This is a genomic window from Sinorhizobium sp. M4_45 (genome assembly GCF_002885915.1).
Classification (GTDB): Bacteria; Pseudomonadota; Alphaproteobacteria; order Rhizobiales; family Rhizobiaceae; genus Sinorhizobium; species Sinorhizobium meliloti_A.
Genome location: NZ_NWVE01000001.1, coordinates 1,082,200 through 1,098,544, shown reverse-complemented (window position 1 = coordinate 1,098,544; position 16,345 = coordinate 1,082,200). Strand labels below are relative to the sequence as shown.

Genomic DNA, 16,345 nt, shown 5'->3' with positions numbered 1-16,345 from the left:
GGCGAAATCAATCACCCATGAAGACAACCAGGCACCCGAGGGCCACCGCCGCCAAACTGTCCGCGACTTAGTGAAACAAGTGTCCGCGACTAAGCGGAATCCCTGTCCGGCTTTTGCGAAATGCGCAATCAGACGGGATTGACACGAAAGATCGTCTGGAACAAAACAAAAACAAACGGGGGAGTCGTGTGTGCTCAACGAACTCAGACGAAAATTCGAGAAAGCGCCGGCGGGCTATGCGGCGATGCATTCGATCAGCCGTGATCCGGATTGGTTTATATTGAAACTGCAGGAGGAAATGGGGGAGCTGACGCAGGCCTGGAACAACGCCACAGGACGGGGGCGCGACCGGCAGGTCTCCCCGGAGACGCTGCGCCAGTCGATCGCCGACGAAACGGCCGATCTCCTCGGCCACGTTCTGCTCTTCGCCCACCACAACGATATAGACCTGGCTGCGGCAATCGAGCGAAAATGGAAGTTCGCTCCCGACCTATAGAGCTTCCTTGAGATCATCGAGGAGGGAAAGAACCGTCTGCTTGCGGTCGAGGTTATAGGCCGCGCTCAGCGTCAGGCGTTCGCCGACAGTGCTGGACAGCCTGGCGAACCGTTCGGCCGCGCCGACGTCGCCGGCGATCGCCGCCTCGCGTGCCATCCGCATGATGCGCCCCGACAGCAGCGACGAAAAGAAATCGAAGATCGTTTCGCTGTCCTTGCCCGAAAGCACGTCGGCCAGCTTGTGCATGTTCTTGCGGACAGCCGGGCCCTGCCCCGCCAGAATGTCTTCGAAAGCCTCGGCTATATCCAGCCCGCCATAGTTGACGAGCTTCAGCGCCTCAGAAACGCTGCCGTTAGCGGCGGCGAGAACGCGCTCTGCATTCAGGCCCGCGAGATCGAGCCCGAGATGCGCAAGCGCCTGGCGCAGGGCTTCCGTGTCCAGAGGCTTCAGCCGCAAAGGCAGGCAACGCGAGCGGATGGTCGGCAGGAGTTTTCCCGGCGCATGGGTGAGCACCAGAAAAAGCGAACGGCGCGGCGGCTCCTCCAACATCTTCAAAATGGCATTGGCGGCGTTGCGGTTGAGATCGTCGGCCGGATCGATGATGACGATGCGCCAGTTTCCGGTGCCCGACGTCTGGCCGAAGAACTTGCCGGCGCGGCGAACCTCGTCGACCGTGATCGCGCCCTTCGTCCTGCCCGTCTTTTCGTCCACTGGGCGCGCGAGATGCAGGAGATTGTGCGATGCGCCCGAACCGAGCTGTCTCGTGACGATAGAGGCGGGATCAGGGTCGGCAAGCCTTTCGGGGGCGTCTGCCGGATCCGGATGGCTCAGGACATGATTGGCGAAGCGGAAGGCGAGTGTGGCCTTGCCTATCCCCTCCGGCCCTTCGATCAGGATCGCGTGATGACCCTTTCCGGACCGGTAGCTCTGCGCGAGAAAGGCTTCCGCCTCCCGATGACCGAAGAGCTTGCTGTTCATCACGGGAGCAAGCGCGCCCTCCAGCACACCTGGCTGTTCCGGGGTCATGACGTCGCTTCCGCATTCGAGGGTTGCGGTTTGCCCTCAAGCGGCAATAGCGCCTCGACCAGACTCAATACTTCGGCAGCGATCGCGGTCGGCGGACGGTTGGCATCGACGACGCGGCATCGCTCCGGATCGGCCGCGGCAATATCGAGAAAGGCTTCGCGCCGCTTTTCATGCGTCGCCAACTGTTCCTTTTCAAATCGGTCGGGACTGTCGTTTGCGGCGCGGCGGCGGGCGCGCTCCAACCCGACCGAGGCGGGAAGATCGAAAATGATGGTGCAGTCGGGAATGACACCGTTCACCGCAACGCGTTCCATGGTCTCGACGAAGGCCGGTTCCAGATTGCCGGTCACGCCCTGATAGACGCGCGAGGAATCCATGAACCGATCGCAAAGGACTATCGTTCCTTGCTGGAGCGCCGGCCGGATCACCTCCTCGACGTGGTCGCTGCGGGCGGCCGCAAAGAGGATCGCCTCCATCCGGACTCCGAAGGACTCCGCCGCGCCCGAAAGAAGGACGTGGCGAACGGCTTCGGCACCCGCGGAGCCTCCCGGCTCGCGCGTGGTGAGCACGCGGTAGCCGCGCGAGCTCAGCGCTTGCGCAAGAAGGCGCATCTGGGTCGACTTGCCGGCCCCCTCTCCCCCCTCGAATGTTATGAACAAACCCTTGGTCAGCGACACTTCAATTCCCGGATCGGCGTGCATTATCGTCTCTGTTTAGCCGATCGGTCCCGCGGAAGGAACCGTCGCAAAGCGCATTTGTCACAGCCAGAAGAACAGCAGTTCCTGCAGCGCGTCGAGCGCCCGGCTCGTGAGCGTTCCGGACTCGACCGCCCTCGCCGTCTTCACGGGAACTTCCCGCAGCAGCTTGTCCCCGTTCCAGAGCTTGACGACGCCGACCTGCTGACCGGCAGCGACGGGTGCGTTGAGCGGCCATTTGTAGACGATGCGTGCCGTCAGCCGTTCGGGATTTTTTACCGGCAGCAGAACGTCGACCGGGCCGCCCGCCACGAGCGCCACCCGGGAATCCGCACCGCCGTAGACGCTCGCCTCTCCGATGGTTTCACCATCTGCGAAAATGCGCCGTTTCTCGAAAGCGGTCATCGCCCAATCCAGGACCCTGCGGCTCTCGTCGATTCTCTCCTTTTCGCTCTCGAGGCCCCCCATCGCGAGAAAGACCCGGCGGTCGCCCCGTTGCATCGAGACGGCGAGCGAGAAGCCGAAACCCTCCGCAAAGCCGGTCGCCAATCCATCGACGCCGACATTCGCGGCGATCAGAGGGTTCTTGTTGCGCTGAAGGATCTTGTTCCACTCGAATTCCGGCTGCGAATAGAGCCGATAGTAATTCGGGTGCGCCTCGTACAGGTGCCGCGTAAGGGCGACGAGTTCGCGCATCGTGATCTTGTTTTCCGGATGCGGCAGCCCCGTGGCATTCCTGAATGTGGCGACCGGCAGCCCCAGCTCGCGGGCCCGCTTGGTCATCAGTTCGGCAAAAGCAGCCTCGCTGCCAGCCATTCCCTCAGCCAGGACAATGCACGCATCGTTGGCGAGTTGCACCGTTGCGCCCTGGATGAGATCGGCAACGCGAATCCTGGATTTGATCGCGGCGAACATCGTTGCAGTGCCGGAGGGGGCCCCGCCTGTACGCCACGCATGTTCAGAAACCTCGAAACTCGTCTCGGACGTCAGGTCGCCCTTATCCAAGGCTTCGAAAACCACCTCCATCGCCATGAGTTTGGCGAGCGAGGCAGGCGGGACGGGTGCATCCTCGTCGCGTGAAAAGAGCACTGTGCCTGTCTCGGCATCGACGAGATAGATCTGCTTCGCTTTGGTGTCGAAGGCGGGCGTCTGCGCGACCGCTTGCCCCGAAACGATGGCCGCGAGGAAACCTACGACCGCAAGCCACTTCATGCGCATGAGAAACTCCGGTTCTGCATGGGCATATCAGCGCGGAAAGCCCTCTTCAACCGGCGTCAGCGCGAGTCGGCGTTTCGGTACTGGCGCTTCGCATAGGCGAGAATGGAATCGGGGGTCAGCGGGTTGCGATCGACCATGATCGCCTCGAAGGGCGACGGCTTGTCGCTGACGCGAACTTCGACATAGGCCGCAGCATAGGCCATGCTGCCATCCGGCAGCGGGATCAATTGCGGGCGCGACGTCGGCATGGGGCCGATCTGCGGCAGAACGACGAATTCGTCGAAGGCGCTTGGTGCCGCCGAGGCCTGCGCCGGCTTTGCGAGCGCGTTCACCGGCACGCCGGCATCGAGCGTCGATCTGTTCGGAACCGGAACGGCGCGGAGATTCGGAACCATGTCGCGCAGCGGCTCGTTGGAAGCCACCATAACGCCTGAGGCGATCTGCCCTTCCGGCATAACGCTCGGGCCACGGTCGCCCTTCCTGACGTACGAAGCCATGAGGTAGGGCATGTCATTGCCTTCGAGCGGCGCACGACCGACATATTGAACGCGAACATTGGCGCTTCCCTTGCGCTTGATGTCCAGCAGGTCGGCGGTTTTCGAAGAGACGTCGATGATCCGGCCGTATTCATAGGGGCCGCGATCATTGACACGCACGATGACGGACGTGCCGTTCTCCAGGTTGGTCACGCGCGCATAGCTCGGCAGCGGAAACGTCGGGTGAGCGGCCGAAAGGTGATGCTTGTCATAGACCTCGCCATTGGCCGTCAGCCGGCCATGGAAGGCAGACCCGTACCAGGAGGCCATCCCGCTCTTGTTGTAGCCGAAATCCTCCTTCGGCTGATACCACTTGCCTTTGACCTGATAGGGTTTGCCTACCTGGTAGCGGCCACCGCCCTTGGGAATGTTGTTTCCGGTAGCGACTCTGGGGCTGGCTTTGACGCCATAGACGGACTCGGCGAAGTATTCCTTGCTCCGCGACTTGGTCTTCTTGACGCTCGACGTCGTCGATCCGCAGGCCGCAAGCACCGCGCAAAGCAACGGAACCGCTGCGAGACGGAGCCCCCTCACAAGATATGCCGCACCGTTATTGGATGTCATCTGTCCCACAAGATCATTCGCAAAGCCGCACCCGAAATCCGCTCCTGCAGCGCTCACGCATCCGACCGAACGCGCAACGATCGTCGCAATCGTGCAGTAGTTCCCCCGCGAGAACTTCGCCGTCCCGAAACGGAACAGCCGAACAATCATGACAACAACAAGGCGAAATTGCGAACCGGAGGACGAACGGACGCTAAAAAACGCTCGCTATGGTTTACGGAACGTAAATGAGCCGCTGGACCATAGTCCGATAGAGCGCGCCAAAGGTCCGAAACCCGTTGCCGGGTTCCCCTGCCGACACATATCGCAATAAGCACCCACGCGGCTCGTCGGCCGCGGGGTGCGGCGGCCTCAGAGCTGGCCGAAGCTTCCCGTCGGTGCAACTCTGAGGCTCCGTCCCCGGTTGGCGTGCTGCCCCGTGCTCCGGCCCAACGTCCGAGAGGATATCGCAATGGACGACAGATACGATTATGGGCCGCCGGAGCGACGGGCGGCAACCGGCCTGCCCTTAGGCATAATGCTCCTGTCGATGTTGGCGATTGCCGTTTATCTGCTTGCCGGAGCGGCGCTCCTGGACGGCAGAAGCCGGGACGTCGCGGCCTACGTCGCCCGGGCAGGCGACGAAAGTCCGCCTGCGGCGCCGGACAGCGGACTCCGCCCGTGACGATAGCCCACAACCGTGCCACGGGCGTATGCGGCGCGGCACGCCTCGAATGCAAGCAAATGCTCCAGAGCAAGTTGACGCTGTGATCAAAGCTGCTAAAAAGCCAGCCGTTGGTGAATGGGCAGCAAACCCGGTAGCGATCGCCGGTCAATCGAGAACTCGGAAACGAATTTCACGAAGCTCCGCAATCACCCGGAAGAGTGGCCGAGCGGTTTAAGGCACCGGTCTTGAAAACCGGCGTGCGTGAAAGCGCACCGTGGGTTCGAATCCCACCTCTTCCGCCATTTCAGAATTGATCCGGGCACGCCGGAATTCCCAGCTTCTCGTCACTGATGGCCGTCTTCCCCACCCGCAAGGCTCGTGGCTGCCCTGCCCTTCCGACGCTTTGCGTCACCTGCCGGAGCGGAAGAAGCTGCTTTGGGACTCCATCGCGAAGGGGCGATATTCGGGTGGATGAATTGCAGCGTGCCCTACCGGGCAGCAAGGGTGAAGCCGGAAGACGGAATGCACTGGCGCGCGGGGCCGAAAAATCTTATACAACGAGTGACCAGTGGGGTCGTAGCTCAGTTGGGAGAGCGCCGCAATCGCACTGCGGAGGTCGAGGGTTCGACTCCCTTCGACTCCACCATTCCCCTCTTGTCCAACCCGGACACCTAGGTGACAGGTCTTACCTGAGGTAACTTCCACCGATGCCGGACGTCAGGTTGCCAGAGCCCGGGCGATGCCGCGGCTCGGCGCGCTTGCCAAAAAAGCTGATTTGAGAGAAAGTTTTAGTCTGACCCGTTCGAGGTCTGGGCAACTCCCGCGAGTGGAGAAAAACATGCCTGTTAAATCTTTGGTGGCAGCCGTAATTTTTTCCCTCTTCGCCCTTTCGGGGTGCGCCAGCACAGGCTCGACCAACACGACCTATACCCAGTGGTACGGGCCCTATCCCGAGCCTGAATTCGACGTTCTTACGCCGGGCGGACTGCGGCTTGCCTATTAGCATGGCATAGGCGAGCGACTGGGGCGGCCGCTGTAAGCCAAACATGCGAGAGCGTATCGCCCCCTGCCCCGACATTCCGAGCGATCGCCAACGACACGCCGGATCGGAAGCGGGCAGGCATTCAGCAGCAAGCGGTATTCACGGAATTTTAGGCACTTGCGGAACACATATGGAACAGATAGGTTCTGTTCTTGATTTGTTTCGCGATTCTGGAGTGACGCCATGCTGACCCGCAAGCAACAGGAATTGCTTCTGTTCATTCATGAACGAATGAAGGAATCCGGGGTTCCGCCGTCCTTCGACGAGATGAAAGATGCCCTCGACCTTGCCTCCAAATCGGGCATCCATCGTCTGATCACCGCACTCGAAGAGCGCGGGTTCATTCGCCGGCTACCGAATCGCGCTCGAGCCCTCGAAGTCATCAAGCTGCCGGAGGCCTATGCCGGTGTTTCGCAGGTCCGCCGCGGCTTTTCGCCGAGCGTGATCGAAGGCAGTCTGGGCAAGCCTGCGGCCCCGCCCCCCGCACCGAAACCGGCGCCCCCGGCCGAGATCGCGTCGGTCGCTGTTCCGGTCATGGGCCGCATTGCCGCCGGCGTGCCGATTTCCGCAATCCAGAACAACATGCACGATATTTCCGTACCGGTCGAAATGATCGGCAGCGGCGAGCACTACGCTCTCGAGATCAAGGGTGATTCGATGATCGAGGCCGGCATCCTCGATGGCGATACGGTGATCATCCGGAACGGAAGCACTGCCACCCCCGGGGATATCGTCGTCGCCCTGATCGACGACGAGGAAGCAACTCTGAAGCGTTTCCGTCGCAAGGGCGCCTCAATTGCGCTCGAAGCCGCCAATCCGGCTTACGAGACGCGGATATTCGGTCCGGATCGGGTCAAGATCCAAGGCAGGCTTGTCGGCCTCATCCGGCGGTACCACTAGCCTCCCGACCAGGTGTGCAGGTGTTTCCCACGGAAGTACGCAATTTCAAAGCGTTAGAAGTGGGGCCATTGCGCCTTGGGGCGCTATGGCCACGCCTCCACAGAACCGAAGCCCTATTTATACAGAATAAAAAAGACCCTATTCCAAATGTACCCTCTTGCGGATTGCGGGCAATCATTCTAAATCCGCGCCACGATTTGAAAAATCGCAAATCGTAGAGGCCTCGTGGCGGAGTGGTGACGCAGAGGACTGCAAATCCTTGTACCCCGGTTCAATTCCGGGCGAGGCCTCCAAAAAATCCACCGCTATTCAGCTTTGTTGCCGACAAATCTTACCTCCGTCAGACGAAGGCGAAATCCGCGCCCGCAAAGACGAAGTTGGCAGCGCTGAGGTCGGCGGCGTGGATGCCGATCAGAGTGACCTGATCGACGGTACCATTCAACTGCAGGACAGCGTTCCCGTCAGCATCGTTGCCGATGTTGGGCAAAAAATCAGCGAAGTCGTCGTAGCCATAGCCAGCGATTTGGATGACGTCCTTGTCCAATTCAAAGTCGAAGATCTCATCCCGACCACTGTTTCGTGAAAACAGGAACTGATCGGCACCGGTCTCGACCGCGAAGGCTGCGGTCAGTCGACCATCGCCCCAGAGCTGATCGTTACCGGTGCCGCCGATCAAGAGGTCGTTCCCACCCGCGGTGTCCACGCCGACCTCTGCATCGCCATACAGGACGTCATTGCCTTTGCCTCCGTCGAGCAGGTCGTCGCCGCCACTGCCGCCACGTGAGAAAAGAATGTCTCCAACGAGAAAGTCATTGCCCGAATCACCATAGAGGTGGTCGTTCCCGCCAATCCCGGATTCCACGACGCCCTGGTCGAGGCCATCGCCGTAGAGCTTGTCATGGCCCTCTCCGCCCTGGAGTCGATCGTTCCCGCCAACGAAAAAATCGCCCAGGGAGAAAGCGTCGCCCGAGAGAGTATCGTCTCCGGCGCCGCCGTCGAGCCAGTCGTCTCCACCACGTCCTCTGAGGCAATTGTAGCCATCGCCATAGAGTGTATCGTTGCCTTTGCCGCCCGAGAGACGATCATTCCCTCCGGCGACGATAGCGGAATCAATCGCATCGATCTGGAAGGCATCGCCGTACAGCGTGTCGTCGCCGGCGCCGCCGTCGAGCTGGTCGTCGCCACCACGCCCCTGATTGGAGATCGTCCAAGCGTCGCCGAAGAGCGTGTCGTTGCCCCCAAGGCCGTCAAGGCTGTCGCGGCCACCCTGCCCCGAAGACAGGAAGCCGCCGATTTCGGAGACTCCCAGGCTATTGCCGGTCGTGAACGGGTCTCCGAAGATAATGTCCGGATCGTTCGTTCCGAAGATGTGGTTGTCCAGCCCGAGCCAAGGGGCGATGCCACCGATCAGATGCGCCATTTTTCTCTCCACAGTGCTGTACAGTAAGCGATGCTCGTCTTGGGAAACCCGGACGGCCTTCGCGGCGCCGACTTCGTCGGGCCCCGTCGGAGTGACGAGCTAACGCTATGAAAATACGGACTTCCTACGGAAGACCGTTACACCCTTTTCCTGAAAGCGCTCCAATGTTGCCGAACGTGATGTTCCTGTCTATTGACCACTTTGGATTAACTACAAGTTGTACTTTGCGACCACACTCAGCGCCCGGATACTGGAAGAAGGACGAGCTCGCCCACGCTCCCGAAGACGTCCGCGAAGGGCGAAACCTCGAGGATCGTGTGGTCTCGTGATCGGCGGTTGTGATATAGCGGTCCCTCGGCCGGCCTCATCGGGAGGCGGCACTCGAAGCGCGACGTGATGGATATTCCTTGGGGCTACATTCAGCGCCACTTCGACTGGCTCGGGCATGTGGTCGAGGGCTTCTGTATTGCAGCAGTCGTCGCCCTCCTGTTCATGGCGATTGCGCCGAGAAGGCTGGCGCTGATCATCGGCCTCGCCTTCGCCATCGGACACTTCCACGGCCGCGAGAAACGTGATTTCGAGATCAGCGCAAAGCTGCCGCCGCCTCACCTGGAGGGCTATGAAATGTGGAGGTGGAGTTGGGACCAGGCCACCGATTTCTGGCCGGTCGCTTTGGTCCTCGCCTGCGTCATTGTCGCCCTCCTGCCCAAACGACGTCGAAAGCCGCGCAATTCCGCCGACTGAAATGCGCTGCATCCGGATGCTGGCGGAACTCTTCGCGAGGCCCACCTCTCAGGATCTGCCGGACGAGTTCGGCTTGCTGCGCCATCGGGCCCACCATACGGCCAGCTTGCGCCGCCGTCGGCGCATCGAGGGAATATCGTGCGAAAGCACGAGCAGGCCCAGAGGAACCATCCAGAAGCCCAGGATGGGCAGAAAACCGAGCAGACCGCCGAAGACGAGCAGAACGCCGATGAGCACGCGCAATGCCGGCGAGTTGGGCAGGCTCATCCGCCATTTGCCGAGCACGATCTCACGCGTCCTGGGATCGATGCCAAAATGCTTCTTCGCCATCACTCTTCTTCCGTACCAATGACCCCACAGTTGGTGCCTTCTCCACAGGGCGGCAACCGCCTACCGACATTTTTTTTGAAAAACCGCTTGGCAAATCGGAAAAGCATTTGTATTAGCAGCCTCACTTCTGCGGCGCAGATGATCCCTGGTAGCTCAGCGGTAGAGCACTCGACTGTTAATCGATAGGTCGCCGGTTCGAATCCGGCCCGGGGAGCCAGTTTCCAAAGCCCTGCATCTCACGGTGCGGGGCTTTTTCTTTGAGTATTTTCAAGTGCTTAACCGATCATGTAAATGCACCAAGCCTCTAAAAGGTTCGGTGCTGGCTTGCTTTTTGGTTACATTTTGGCTGCTTTGCGGACCACACAGGCCGGCAAACGGGGAATTCATAGGGTCCGAAGATATTCCGCGTTACGCAATGAGAAACGCCGCAAGCGGCATCTATCGCTATTATCGCCGCGTGCCGAGCTGCACACGAACTATCACGCGGCATGGGAGAAGGCGCGGATCAGGAGACGAACGCCACGAAAGGCGGAACGCGACCTCCCTTTGAGCCGAAGACAAAGGAGGTCCAGCAGGCGACGCTCTTTTGAGCGTTATTTCTTGCCGAGATATTCCATCACTTTTTCGCGGTTCGGCCCAGCTTCACGGATCGCCGTCAACGCCTTCTGCCGCGTCACCTTCGCCGTTCTCATGAGGTAGGCCACCTCGTGCTCCTGCTCGGAAACGAGCTCGCCGTCGCGGCCTTTCTTCTTCGGATTATCTGCCATGCTTTCCTCTCATCGACGGTCTACCACGAGCCGCCGGACAACCATCTATTGCTGAGATAGTCCTTCGCTTTCACCCCGGCAGGGTTTCCTTCACGGAGGGCCTCCTGCACCATCCTTCTCCTATAGGCCGCACTTTTCTCATCACTTGCGACCCCATGCCCCTCAGTGGAAACGACATCGCGGTCACGATCCGGCTCCTTGTCATTATCTGCCACTCTATTTCTCCATGTACTTAGATGAAGAATAGGAGCGGATCACGCTTCGGCAAGGGCGGGCTTATGACGCGTCTCTGGGTGATGTCGTTGTCCGGGGCGCGCCGTCGACCGGTAGCATTTCACTATCCGTATCAGGGACGTCCACGGCTCAATCAGTGCCTCGATGTTCTCAGCTTCAGATGTCCTCTTTGCTCAATTCAACTCGAGGTCCGGCGCGGCATTCCTGCTGCGCCGGGCTTTTGCATTCGATGAGCCCCGCATCAACACCGCAACTGAGCGCGGTCTCGCCGGCTGGCCTCGTGCTGGCCGGACATGTCGCCTCTTACTTCAAGCGCTCGAGGAGTTCCTGCGCCACGGCGGGGGCCGAGGCCGGATTTTGGCCCGTGATCAGTTCCCGATCGGTGACGACATGCGCGCTGAAGGGCGCATCGGACTGACTATAGCGAGCACCTGCTTGCGTGAGAGCATCCTGCGGATAGAACTTCATCGCGCCGCCGCCGAGCAATCCCTTTGCCAGTTCCTCTTCCTCATTGCTGATCACAGTCAGGTTGTAGCCGGCATAGATCCATTCACGGTCTGCTTTCGCTGCGCCTTCGGTTTCGAGCTGTGTGGTGAAAGCCTTCGGGTCCCGCAGGGTCGAGATGAGCGCGATGGGCCCATGGCAGGCGAGCGCGGTCGTCTTGCCCTGTTCATGGAAATGCGTCAGCAACTTGCCGAGCTCAGGGCTGACAAGAAGATCCTGCATCGGGGCATGGCCGCCAGGGACATAGACCGCGTCGAAATGGTCGTAGCCGATCTGCTCGACCCGCGCGAGACTGATTACGGGCGAGGCAGTGTCAGACAGCAAGCCGATTTCCTCAAGCTGCGCTTCGCTCGCCTTCATCGCAGCTTCGTCTCCGCCGAAATACATCTTGTCGATAGAGGTTTTGTCGATGGACGGCGCCGTGCCCTTGGGGGTGGCGAAGGTGATCTCGTGACCGGCATCGAGCAGCGCCTCGACCGGCTGCATCAGTTCGTTGAGGTAAAAGCCGGTCTGGAAGACCTTGCCGTCCTTCAGGTCGAGATGGTCTGAATCGGAAAGAACGACCAGCACGTTTGCTGCATGGGCGCTGGCGGCGCTGAAACCGAGGGCAAGGGTGATGGCGAGGCGACGCAGGTATTTCATCGTCTGTCTCCGGATGCTTGAAAATTGCGTTGTCAGGAGTGTGCTGCGGCTGTGTCAGCCGGCGATCTTCGCCAGCCGATGCAGCGAGAAATCGGCGAAATAGTCGCCGACGCCGCTGGCCAGAAACCGCTGCATGGCAGCGCCTTCCATGTGGGCACGCCATTGTGCTTCGCTCTCCCAGCTTTCGACGAAGATGCGAATGCGGCCGTCATCGAGGGACTGGTGCAGTTCGTAGCGCAGGCAGCCGTCCTCCATGAGAGTCTCGGCGACGAGCTTTTCCTGGGCAGCCCCAAGGGCCGCCTCCTTGCCGGCTTTGGCGGTAGTCATGGCAATGACGGTGAGCGGAGAATTCGACATCGGACACGCTCTCTCAGGCAATCGTATTGACGAGGCCACCCTCGGCGCGCAGTGCTGCGCCGTTGGTGGCCGACGAACGCGGGCTGGCGAGATAGGTGACGAGGTTTGCCACTTCTTCTGCCTCCACCATCCGCTGCAGTATCGAAGCGGAGCGCGCAGTGGCGAAGAATTCTGCCTCGATCTCTTTGATCGGAGCGGAAGGATCGGTGGCCTGGCTGCGCAGGAAGGTCTCGATGCCTTCCGAACGGGTCGGCCCCGGCAGCACCGCGTTCACCGTGACGTTGGTGCCGCGCGTCAATTGCGCCAAGCCGCGCGAGACGGAGAGTTGCGCGGTCTTGGTGGTCGCGTAATGAATCATGTCGGGCGGGATGGCGAGGCCGGACTCGCTTGAGATGAAGATGATCCGACCCCAGTTCTGCTCCAGCATGCCAGGCAGGTAAGCGCGCGACAGGCGTACGCCGCTCATCACGTTAACCTCGAAGAGATGGCTCCAGTCAGCATCGGTGATGGCGCCGAAGTCCTTGCTTTCGTAAATGCCAAGATTATTGACCAGGATGTCGACCGACGGGGCGGCCTTGGCGATGGTCGCTGTGCCATCAGTGGTGGCAGCGTCTGCGAGAACGCCGGCAACGGATTCCCCGCCCGACGTCTTGATGTCGGTGATGGCTTTGTCGAGCTTCGGCCGGTCGCGACCGGTGATGATCACATTCGCGCCTTCGCGGGCGAGCGCGCGGGCGATTTCGAGCCCGATACCAGCGGTGGCGCCGGTAACGAGCGCGGTTTTATCGGTCAGTTGCAAATCCATGACGTGGCTCCTGATTGTGTCCGAATGCAATCTATGATCTGAGAGCCCGAGGAACTATTGCCGCCGCTGGACATGCACCTGTGAATGGAGATCATCAGTGCCGCGCATTTTGATGGAACGCTCTGGCGAGATGGAGGTGTTTACGCGGGTGGTGCAGGAGGGCGGCTTCTCGGCAGCCGCGCGCAGCCTCGACATCACGCCATCGGCAGTCAGCAAGCTGATCGCGCGTCTGGAGGCAAGACTTGGCACGCGCCTTCTGATGCGCACGACCCGCGCGCTAACGCTGACCGAAGAAGGCGAGGCTTATCATCACGCCGCGCTCAAGATCTTGCAGGCTCTGAACGATGCTGATCAGGAAGCGTCGGGCGGCGCCGTTCGTGGCCGGCTTCGGGTGAACGCCACCATTCCGTTCGGCACCATGTTCGTGGCGCCGGCGATGCCCGCCTTCATCGCGCGGAACCCCGATTTGATCGTTGATCTCAGCTTCGCAGACGGTATCGTCGATCTCGTCGCGGAAAAGACCGACGTCGCCATTCGCATGGGCAACCTGCCGGACAGCGGCCTGATCGCGCGAAAGCTCGGTCAGAGCAGACGAGTGGTGTGCGCCGCGCCTTCGTACCTGGAACGCAAAGGAAAACCCCAGACGCCCGCCGACCTTGAGCGTCATGACTGCCTGACCTTCAACTTTCGCCGCGAGCGGCCCTCATGGCCCTTCCGGTGGGACGGCCGGGAGATCGCCCAGGCGGTCACCGGAAGCCTGGTCGTCAATAACGGTGAGACGATGAAGCAGGTGGTGCTGGCCGGAGCCGGCGTTGCACGGCTCGGGCTGTTTCACGTCGCCGCCGACATCGCCGCCGGAAGGCTCGTGCCTCTGCTCGAGGACTGCAATCCAGGTGATCTCGAACTGATCCACGCCATTTACGTTGGCGGTGGACCACTGCCGCATCGGGTTCGAGCCTTCATTGAATACATGATCGAGGCATTGGAAGAGTCACCCCTCCTGAAGGGCGGGTCGTAACCATCTGAGCGTCCCACCATGCGGCCATGATGTCGCCTATAACGCCTAGGCGCTAGGTGGTAGTGCGGGGCCGTCTAGTCGAGGTCGGTCTGGATCCAATGCGGCGAATGGTGGACGTCTATGGTCTGTAAGCGCCCTGGTCCGAGATTTTCGAACCGGTGTGGGATGCCCGCCGGGCCAAACACAGCCTGACCGGCAGTCGCGTCGAGAACAGTGTCTCCAACGAAAAAACGGGCCCGACCCTCGATCACGACAAACACCTCGTCATAGGGATGCACGTGAAGGCGTGGGCCTTCGCCAGTGCGGTTGGTGCCGTAGGCGAGCACGGTCACCGGTGCTCCGAGTGCGTCGCCCGGCAAAGAGCCGCGCCAGGGACCTTCAGCACCCGGATCAAAAAGCGTTGCCTGAGCAGGCGCGCTTCCGCTTGGCCTGACCGAACTGACGTCGAAATCTTTGCGCGTCATGTCATCTCTCGCCAATTGTCCATCTCTGTATCTCACGGTTCAGTATGAAGTCAGCCGGCGTATCCAGGCCGCGACCGAATTGCCCTGCATCTCGGTTCCAATCTCCGGATGGCGCAGCAAAGTGCGCTACTTCATCGTCCCTTCCTTAAGTCGTGAAGCAGCTCATGCGCTGTTCAGATGGAGGATGTTGCCGTCGGGATCCTTGAACCAGACCATTTTGAACCCGTTCGCATCGTGGAGCCCGTCCTTGTATGACACACCCTCCATCTCATAGCGCTCGAACGTCACACCTTTGGAACCCAAGTCGGCAACGATGGCGTCGATGTCTGGTCCGCAGTCCCACACCACGGCATTGGCCTTGTTGGTGCCGGCAAATTCCGAACTGTAGACGACCAGATACGTCGCACCCGTCTTGTAGACCAGCACGCCTTCCATGCCTTCGTCGTTGAGCTCAAGCCCCAGTATATCACTGTAGAAACGCCTCGCCCGATCGATGTCGCTCACCGCGACAATGGCCGAGGAAGACTTGTCGTTGAGTGCTTTCATGGAATGTCTCCTTGATTGACGTCCAAAGGACGCATGACCTGCTTCGGTTCCGACACCGAAGAGGGTGGTCTCGGCAATTATCCAGAGGTGACAAACAAATGAGGCTGCATCGGCGATGCCAAATGTCCGCTATTCGCCTCCCGGCCCAACGGTCGCTGCCGAGATCGCATACGGCCGCTTCGAGTTCAGTCGAGCGATAGAGGCCATAGCAGACTTTCACGAGCAAGCATTCCTGGCACATCGTGCTTGGATAGCAGCGAGGAACGCCGACGGCGGTGAGATCTCGCGTTCGAACGATGCCTCGTTCTCGCGCCAAAGCGACAGCTCGCTCTCTGAGTGCTGGTTTCGGGCGTCTTTGGCGTTGACACGGCTAGTGGAATCGAGAATTCGTAATTCGCGGTTTCATCCTGCCCGGCGAGCCAGCTTTCATTTTTTCGGGCTGATTTTTCTCGTAGGTTTCCTCATGCGTATCGCATGGCTTTTCCTGGTCCTTGCGATCGCGACCGAGGTCGTCGGCCTGACCGTGATGAAGGCGGCATCCGGCTCCGGCACCTATTGGGGGCATATCGTCATGTATGCCTCGATCGCGCTCTCCTACGTCTTCCTGGCGCGAGCGGTGAAGACCATTCCGGTCGGCGTCGCCTATGCCGTCTGGGAAGGATCGGGCGTTGCCGTGATCACGCTCGTCTCTGTTTTCGTTTTCGGCCATGCGCTCTCCGGTCGCGAAATGCTGGGCCTTGCGATGGCCGTAGCTGGGATACTTCTCCTCAATGCCGGCAGGAGCGATGCGGCGGAAACCGCCGCATGAGCGCGTCGGGTCTCTCCTTCGCATTCGCGGTCGCCGCCGGTGTGCTCGATGTGGCAGCGAACCTCGCCTCGACGAAATCGAACGGCTTTGCCCGCCGCGGCTGGGGTGCCCTTTCGATCCTCCTGGTGCTTGCGGCCTTCGCGCTTTTGGCGGAAGCGATCAAGGATATGGACCTGGCGATCGCCTATGCCATTCTCGGTGCAACCGGAATCTTCGGTACGGCCATCTGCGGCCGCCTTTTCTTCGGCCAGAGGCTGAAACCGATCGGCTGGCTTGGACTGTCACTGATTTTCGGCGCGGTGCTGGTGCTTCACACCGCCTGACGCGGCTGTTCTGAGCCTGAGCGCTTCTTCCTCAGGGGCGAAGCGACGGGCTGCCTGCCGGCACCAGCAGCTAATCATCGGTTTACGAGGCGCATTCCGGCATGATCGGCTGCCGGCTTGTCGAAGGTCAGCGTTTCGGCGCAGCCTGCCAAGCGCCCGCCGTGGGCGATCAGCGCATCGGAGAAGTCCCCCTTCGTCGTCCGGTAGGTGGCAAGCGCCAGATAACCGGCATCCGCTCGATCAACCACGATCTCACGGCG

Annotated in this window: 20 protein-coding genes, 4 tRNA genes and 1 pseudogene; 12 read left to right on the top strand and 13 right to left on the bottom strand. The window is 60.7% G+C overall.

Features of this window, described 5'->3' with window-relative positions; translation table 11 throughout:
• Nucleotides 1-190 precede the first annotated feature (190 nt).
• Nucleotides 191-496: a pyrophosphohydrolase domain-containing protein gene (locus tag CN933_RS05620; protein WP_018094910.1), complete on the top strand. Its 306-nt coding sequence runs from the start codon at nt 191-193 to the stop codon at nt 494-496.
• Here CN933_RS05620 and CN933_RS05615 read toward each other — a convergent pair.
• The 4 genes from CN933_RS05615 to CN933_RS05600 are packed head-to-tail and all read right to left on the bottom strand — an operon-like array spanning nt 491 to nt 4,535.
• Nucleotides 491-1,522, bottom strand: coding sequence for a DNA polymerase III subunit delta' (locus tag CN933_RS05615; protein ID WP_018094911.1), 1,032 nt, complete (start codon nt 1,520-1,522; stop codon nt 491-493). The genes CN933_RS05620 and CN933_RS05615 overlap by 6 nt on opposite strands.
• Nucleotides 1,519-2,223 carry a dTMP kinase gene (gene tmk / locus CN933_RS05610; RefSeq protein WP_018094912.1) on the bottom strand — a complete coding sequence of 235 codons (705 nt, stop codon included), beginning with the start codon at nt 2,221-2,223 and terminating at the stop codon, nt 1,519-1,521. Before tmk ends, CN933_RS05615 begins: the two co-directional genes overlap by 4 nt.
• A 57-nt stretch (nt 2,224-2,280) precedes the next feature.
• Entirely contained in the window at nt 2,281-3,435 is a 1,155-nt protein-coding gene (locus CN933_RS05605) for a D-alanyl-D-alanine carboxypeptidase family protein (protein WP_018094913.1), read from the bottom strand.
• A 56-nt stretch (nt 3,436-3,491) separates the two neighbouring features.
• Entirely contained in the window at nt 3,492-4,535 is a 1,044-nt protein-coding gene (locus CN933_RS05600; RefSeq protein WP_026168586.1) for a septal ring lytic transglycosylase RlpA family protein, read from the bottom strand.
• A 451-nt stretch (nt 4,536-4,986) separates the two neighbouring features.
• On the opposite strand from CN933_RS05600, the gene CN933_RS05595 reads away from it, so the two are divergent.
• The 6 genes from CN933_RS05595 (at nt 4,987) to CN933_RS05570 (ending at nt 7,416) form a co-directional block, all read left to right on the top strand.
• Nucleotides 4,987-5,199: a hypothetical protein gene (locus tag CN933_RS05595; RefSeq protein ID WP_018094915.1), complete on the top strand. Its 213-nt coding sequence runs from the start codon at nt 4,987-4,989 to the stop codon at nt 5,197-5,199.
• A gap of 194 nt (nt 5,200-5,393) precedes the next feature.
• A tRNA-Ser gene (locus CN933_RS05590) sits at nt 5,394-5,483 on the top strand.
• A gap of 268 nt (nt 5,484-5,751) precedes the next feature.
• Nucleotides 5,752-5,827, top strand: a tRNA-Ala gene (locus CN933_RS05585).
• Nucleotides 5,828-6,019: 192 nt separating this feature from the next.
• Nucleotides 6,020-6,184: a hypothetical protein gene (locus CN933_RS05580; protein WP_013844460.1), complete on the top strand. Its 165-nt coding sequence runs from the start codon at nt 6,020-6,022 to the stop codon at nt 6,182-6,184.
• Between the two features lie 222 nt (nt 6,185-6,406).
• Nucleotides 6,407-7,123 (top strand): transcriptional repressor LexA, encoded by a 717-nt coding sequence (gene lexA, locus CN933_RS05575; protein WP_018094916.1) that lies wholly within the window; start codon nt 6,407-6,409, stop codon nt 7,121-7,123.
• Between the two features lie 219 nt (nt 7,124-7,342).
• Nucleotides 7,343-7,416, top strand: a tRNA-Cys gene (locus CN933_RS05570).
• Nucleotides 7,417-7,463: 47 nt separating this feature from the next.
• On the opposite strand, the gene CN933_RS05565 is transcribed toward CN933_RS05570, so the two are convergent.
• Nucleotides 7,464-8,543 carry a calcium-binding protein gene (locus CN933_RS05565; protein WP_018094917.1) on the bottom strand — a complete coding sequence of 360 codons (1,080 nt, stop codon included), beginning with the start codon at nt 8,541-8,543 and terminating at the stop codon, nt 7,464-7,466.
• A 396-nt stretch (nt 8,544-8,939) separates the two neighbouring features.
• Here CN933_RS05565 and CN933_RS05560 point away from each other — a divergent pair, with 396 nt between their 5' ends.
• On the top strand, nt 8,940-9,287 hold the full coding sequence (locus CN933_RS05560) for a hypothetical protein (RefSeq protein ID WP_018094918.1): 348 nt from the start codon (nt 8,940-8,942) through the stop codon (nt 9,285-9,287).
• Nucleotides 9,288-9,335: 48 nt separating this feature from the next.
• Here the strand turns inward: CN933_RS05560 and CN933_RS05555 are convergent, their stop codons facing one another.
• Complete coding sequence (locus CN933_RS05555; protein WP_018094919.1) at nt 9,336-9,617, bottom strand: membrane protein; 282 nt, start codon at nt 9,615-9,617, stop codon at nt 9,336-9,338.
• 142 nt (nt 9,618-9,759) lie between these two features.
• On the opposite strand from CN933_RS05555, the gene CN933_RS05550 reads away from it, so the two are divergent.
• Nucleotides 9,760-9,834: transfer RNA gene (locus tag CN933_RS05550), tRNA-Asn, on the top strand.
• Nucleotides 9,835-10,210: 376 nt separating this feature from the next.
• On the opposite strand, the gene CN933_RS05540 is transcribed toward CN933_RS05550, so the two are convergent.
• The 4 genes from CN933_RS05540 to CN933_RS05515 form a co-directional block, all read right to left on the bottom strand.
• The gene (locus CN933_RS05540; RefSeq protein WP_018094921.1) at nt 10,211-10,384 is read right to left on the bottom strand and encodes a DUF3606 domain-containing protein; all 174 of its coding nucleotides are present in this window, start codon (nt 10,382-10,384) and stop codon (nt 10,211-10,213) included.
• Nucleotides 10,385-10,921: 537 nt separating this feature from the next.
• Nucleotides 10,922-11,764 carry a type 1 glutamine amidotransferase domain-containing protein gene (locus CN933_RS05525; protein ID WP_018094923.1) on the bottom strand — a complete coding sequence of 281 codons (843 nt, stop codon included), beginning with the start codon at nt 11,762-11,764 and terminating at the stop codon, nt 10,922-10,924.
• A 54-nt stretch (nt 11,765-11,818) separates the two neighbouring features.
• Nucleotides 11,819-12,121, bottom strand: a complete 303-nt coding sequence (locus CN933_RS05520; RefSeq protein WP_018094924.1) for a putative quinol monooxygenase — start codon at nt 12,119-12,121, stop codon at nt 11,819-11,821.
• A gap of 13 nt (nt 12,122-12,134) precedes the next feature.
• Nucleotides 12,135-12,926, bottom strand: a complete 792-nt coding sequence (locus tag CN933_RS05515; RefSeq protein ID WP_018094925.1) for an SDR family NAD(P)-dependent oxidoreductase — start codon at nt 12,924-12,926, stop codon at nt 12,135-12,137.
• Nucleotides 12,927-13,023: 97 nt separating this feature from the next.
• On the opposite strand from CN933_RS05515, the gene CN933_RS05510 reads away from it, so the two are divergent.
• Nucleotides 13,024-13,944, top strand: a complete 921-nt coding sequence (locus CN933_RS05510; protein WP_102761323.1) for a LysR family transcriptional regulator — start codon at nt 13,024-13,026, stop codon at nt 13,942-13,944.
• Nucleotides 13,945-14,018: 74 nt separating this feature from the next.
• Here the strand turns inward: CN933_RS05510 and CN933_RS05505 are convergent, their stop codons facing one another.
• Both CN933_RS05505 and CN933_RS05500 read right to left on the bottom strand, forming a co-directional pair.
• Complete coding sequence (locus CN933_RS05505; RefSeq protein ID WP_018094927.1) at nt 14,019-14,408, bottom strand: cupin domain-containing protein; 390 nt, start codon at nt 14,406-14,408, stop codon at nt 14,019-14,021.
• Between the two features lie 162 nt (nt 14,409-14,570).
• A complete protein-coding gene (locus CN933_RS05500) occupies nt 14,571-14,954 on the bottom strand; it encodes a VOC family protein (protein ID WP_102761322.1) in 384 nt (127 codons plus the stop codon).
• Nucleotides 14,955-15,417: 463 nt separating this feature from the next.
• On the opposite strand from CN933_RS05500, the gene CN933_RS05490 reads away from it, so the two are divergent.
• Nucleotides 15,418-15,762 carry an SMR family transporter gene (locus tag CN933_RS05490; RefSeq protein WP_026168588.1) on the top strand — a complete coding sequence of 115 codons (345 nt, stop codon included), beginning with the start codon at nt 15,418-15,420 and terminating at the stop codon, nt 15,760-15,762.
• Nucleotides 15,759-16,085 carry an SMR family transporter gene (locus tag CN933_RS05485; RefSeq protein ID WP_018094930.1) on the top strand — a complete coding sequence of 109 codons (327 nt, stop codon included), beginning with the start codon at nt 15,759-15,761 and terminating at the stop codon, nt 16,083-16,085. Before CN933_RS05490 ends, CN933_RS05485 begins: the two co-directional genes overlap by 4 nt.
• 74 nt (nt 16,086-16,159) lie before the next feature.
• Here CN933_RS05485 and CN933_RS05480 read toward each other — a convergent pair.
• Nucleotides 16,160-16,342: pseudogene (locus CN933_RS05480) on the bottom strand (VapC toxin family PIN domain ribonuclease); the annotation flags it as partial.
• Between the last annotated feature and the right edge of the window lie 3 nt (nt 16,343-16,345).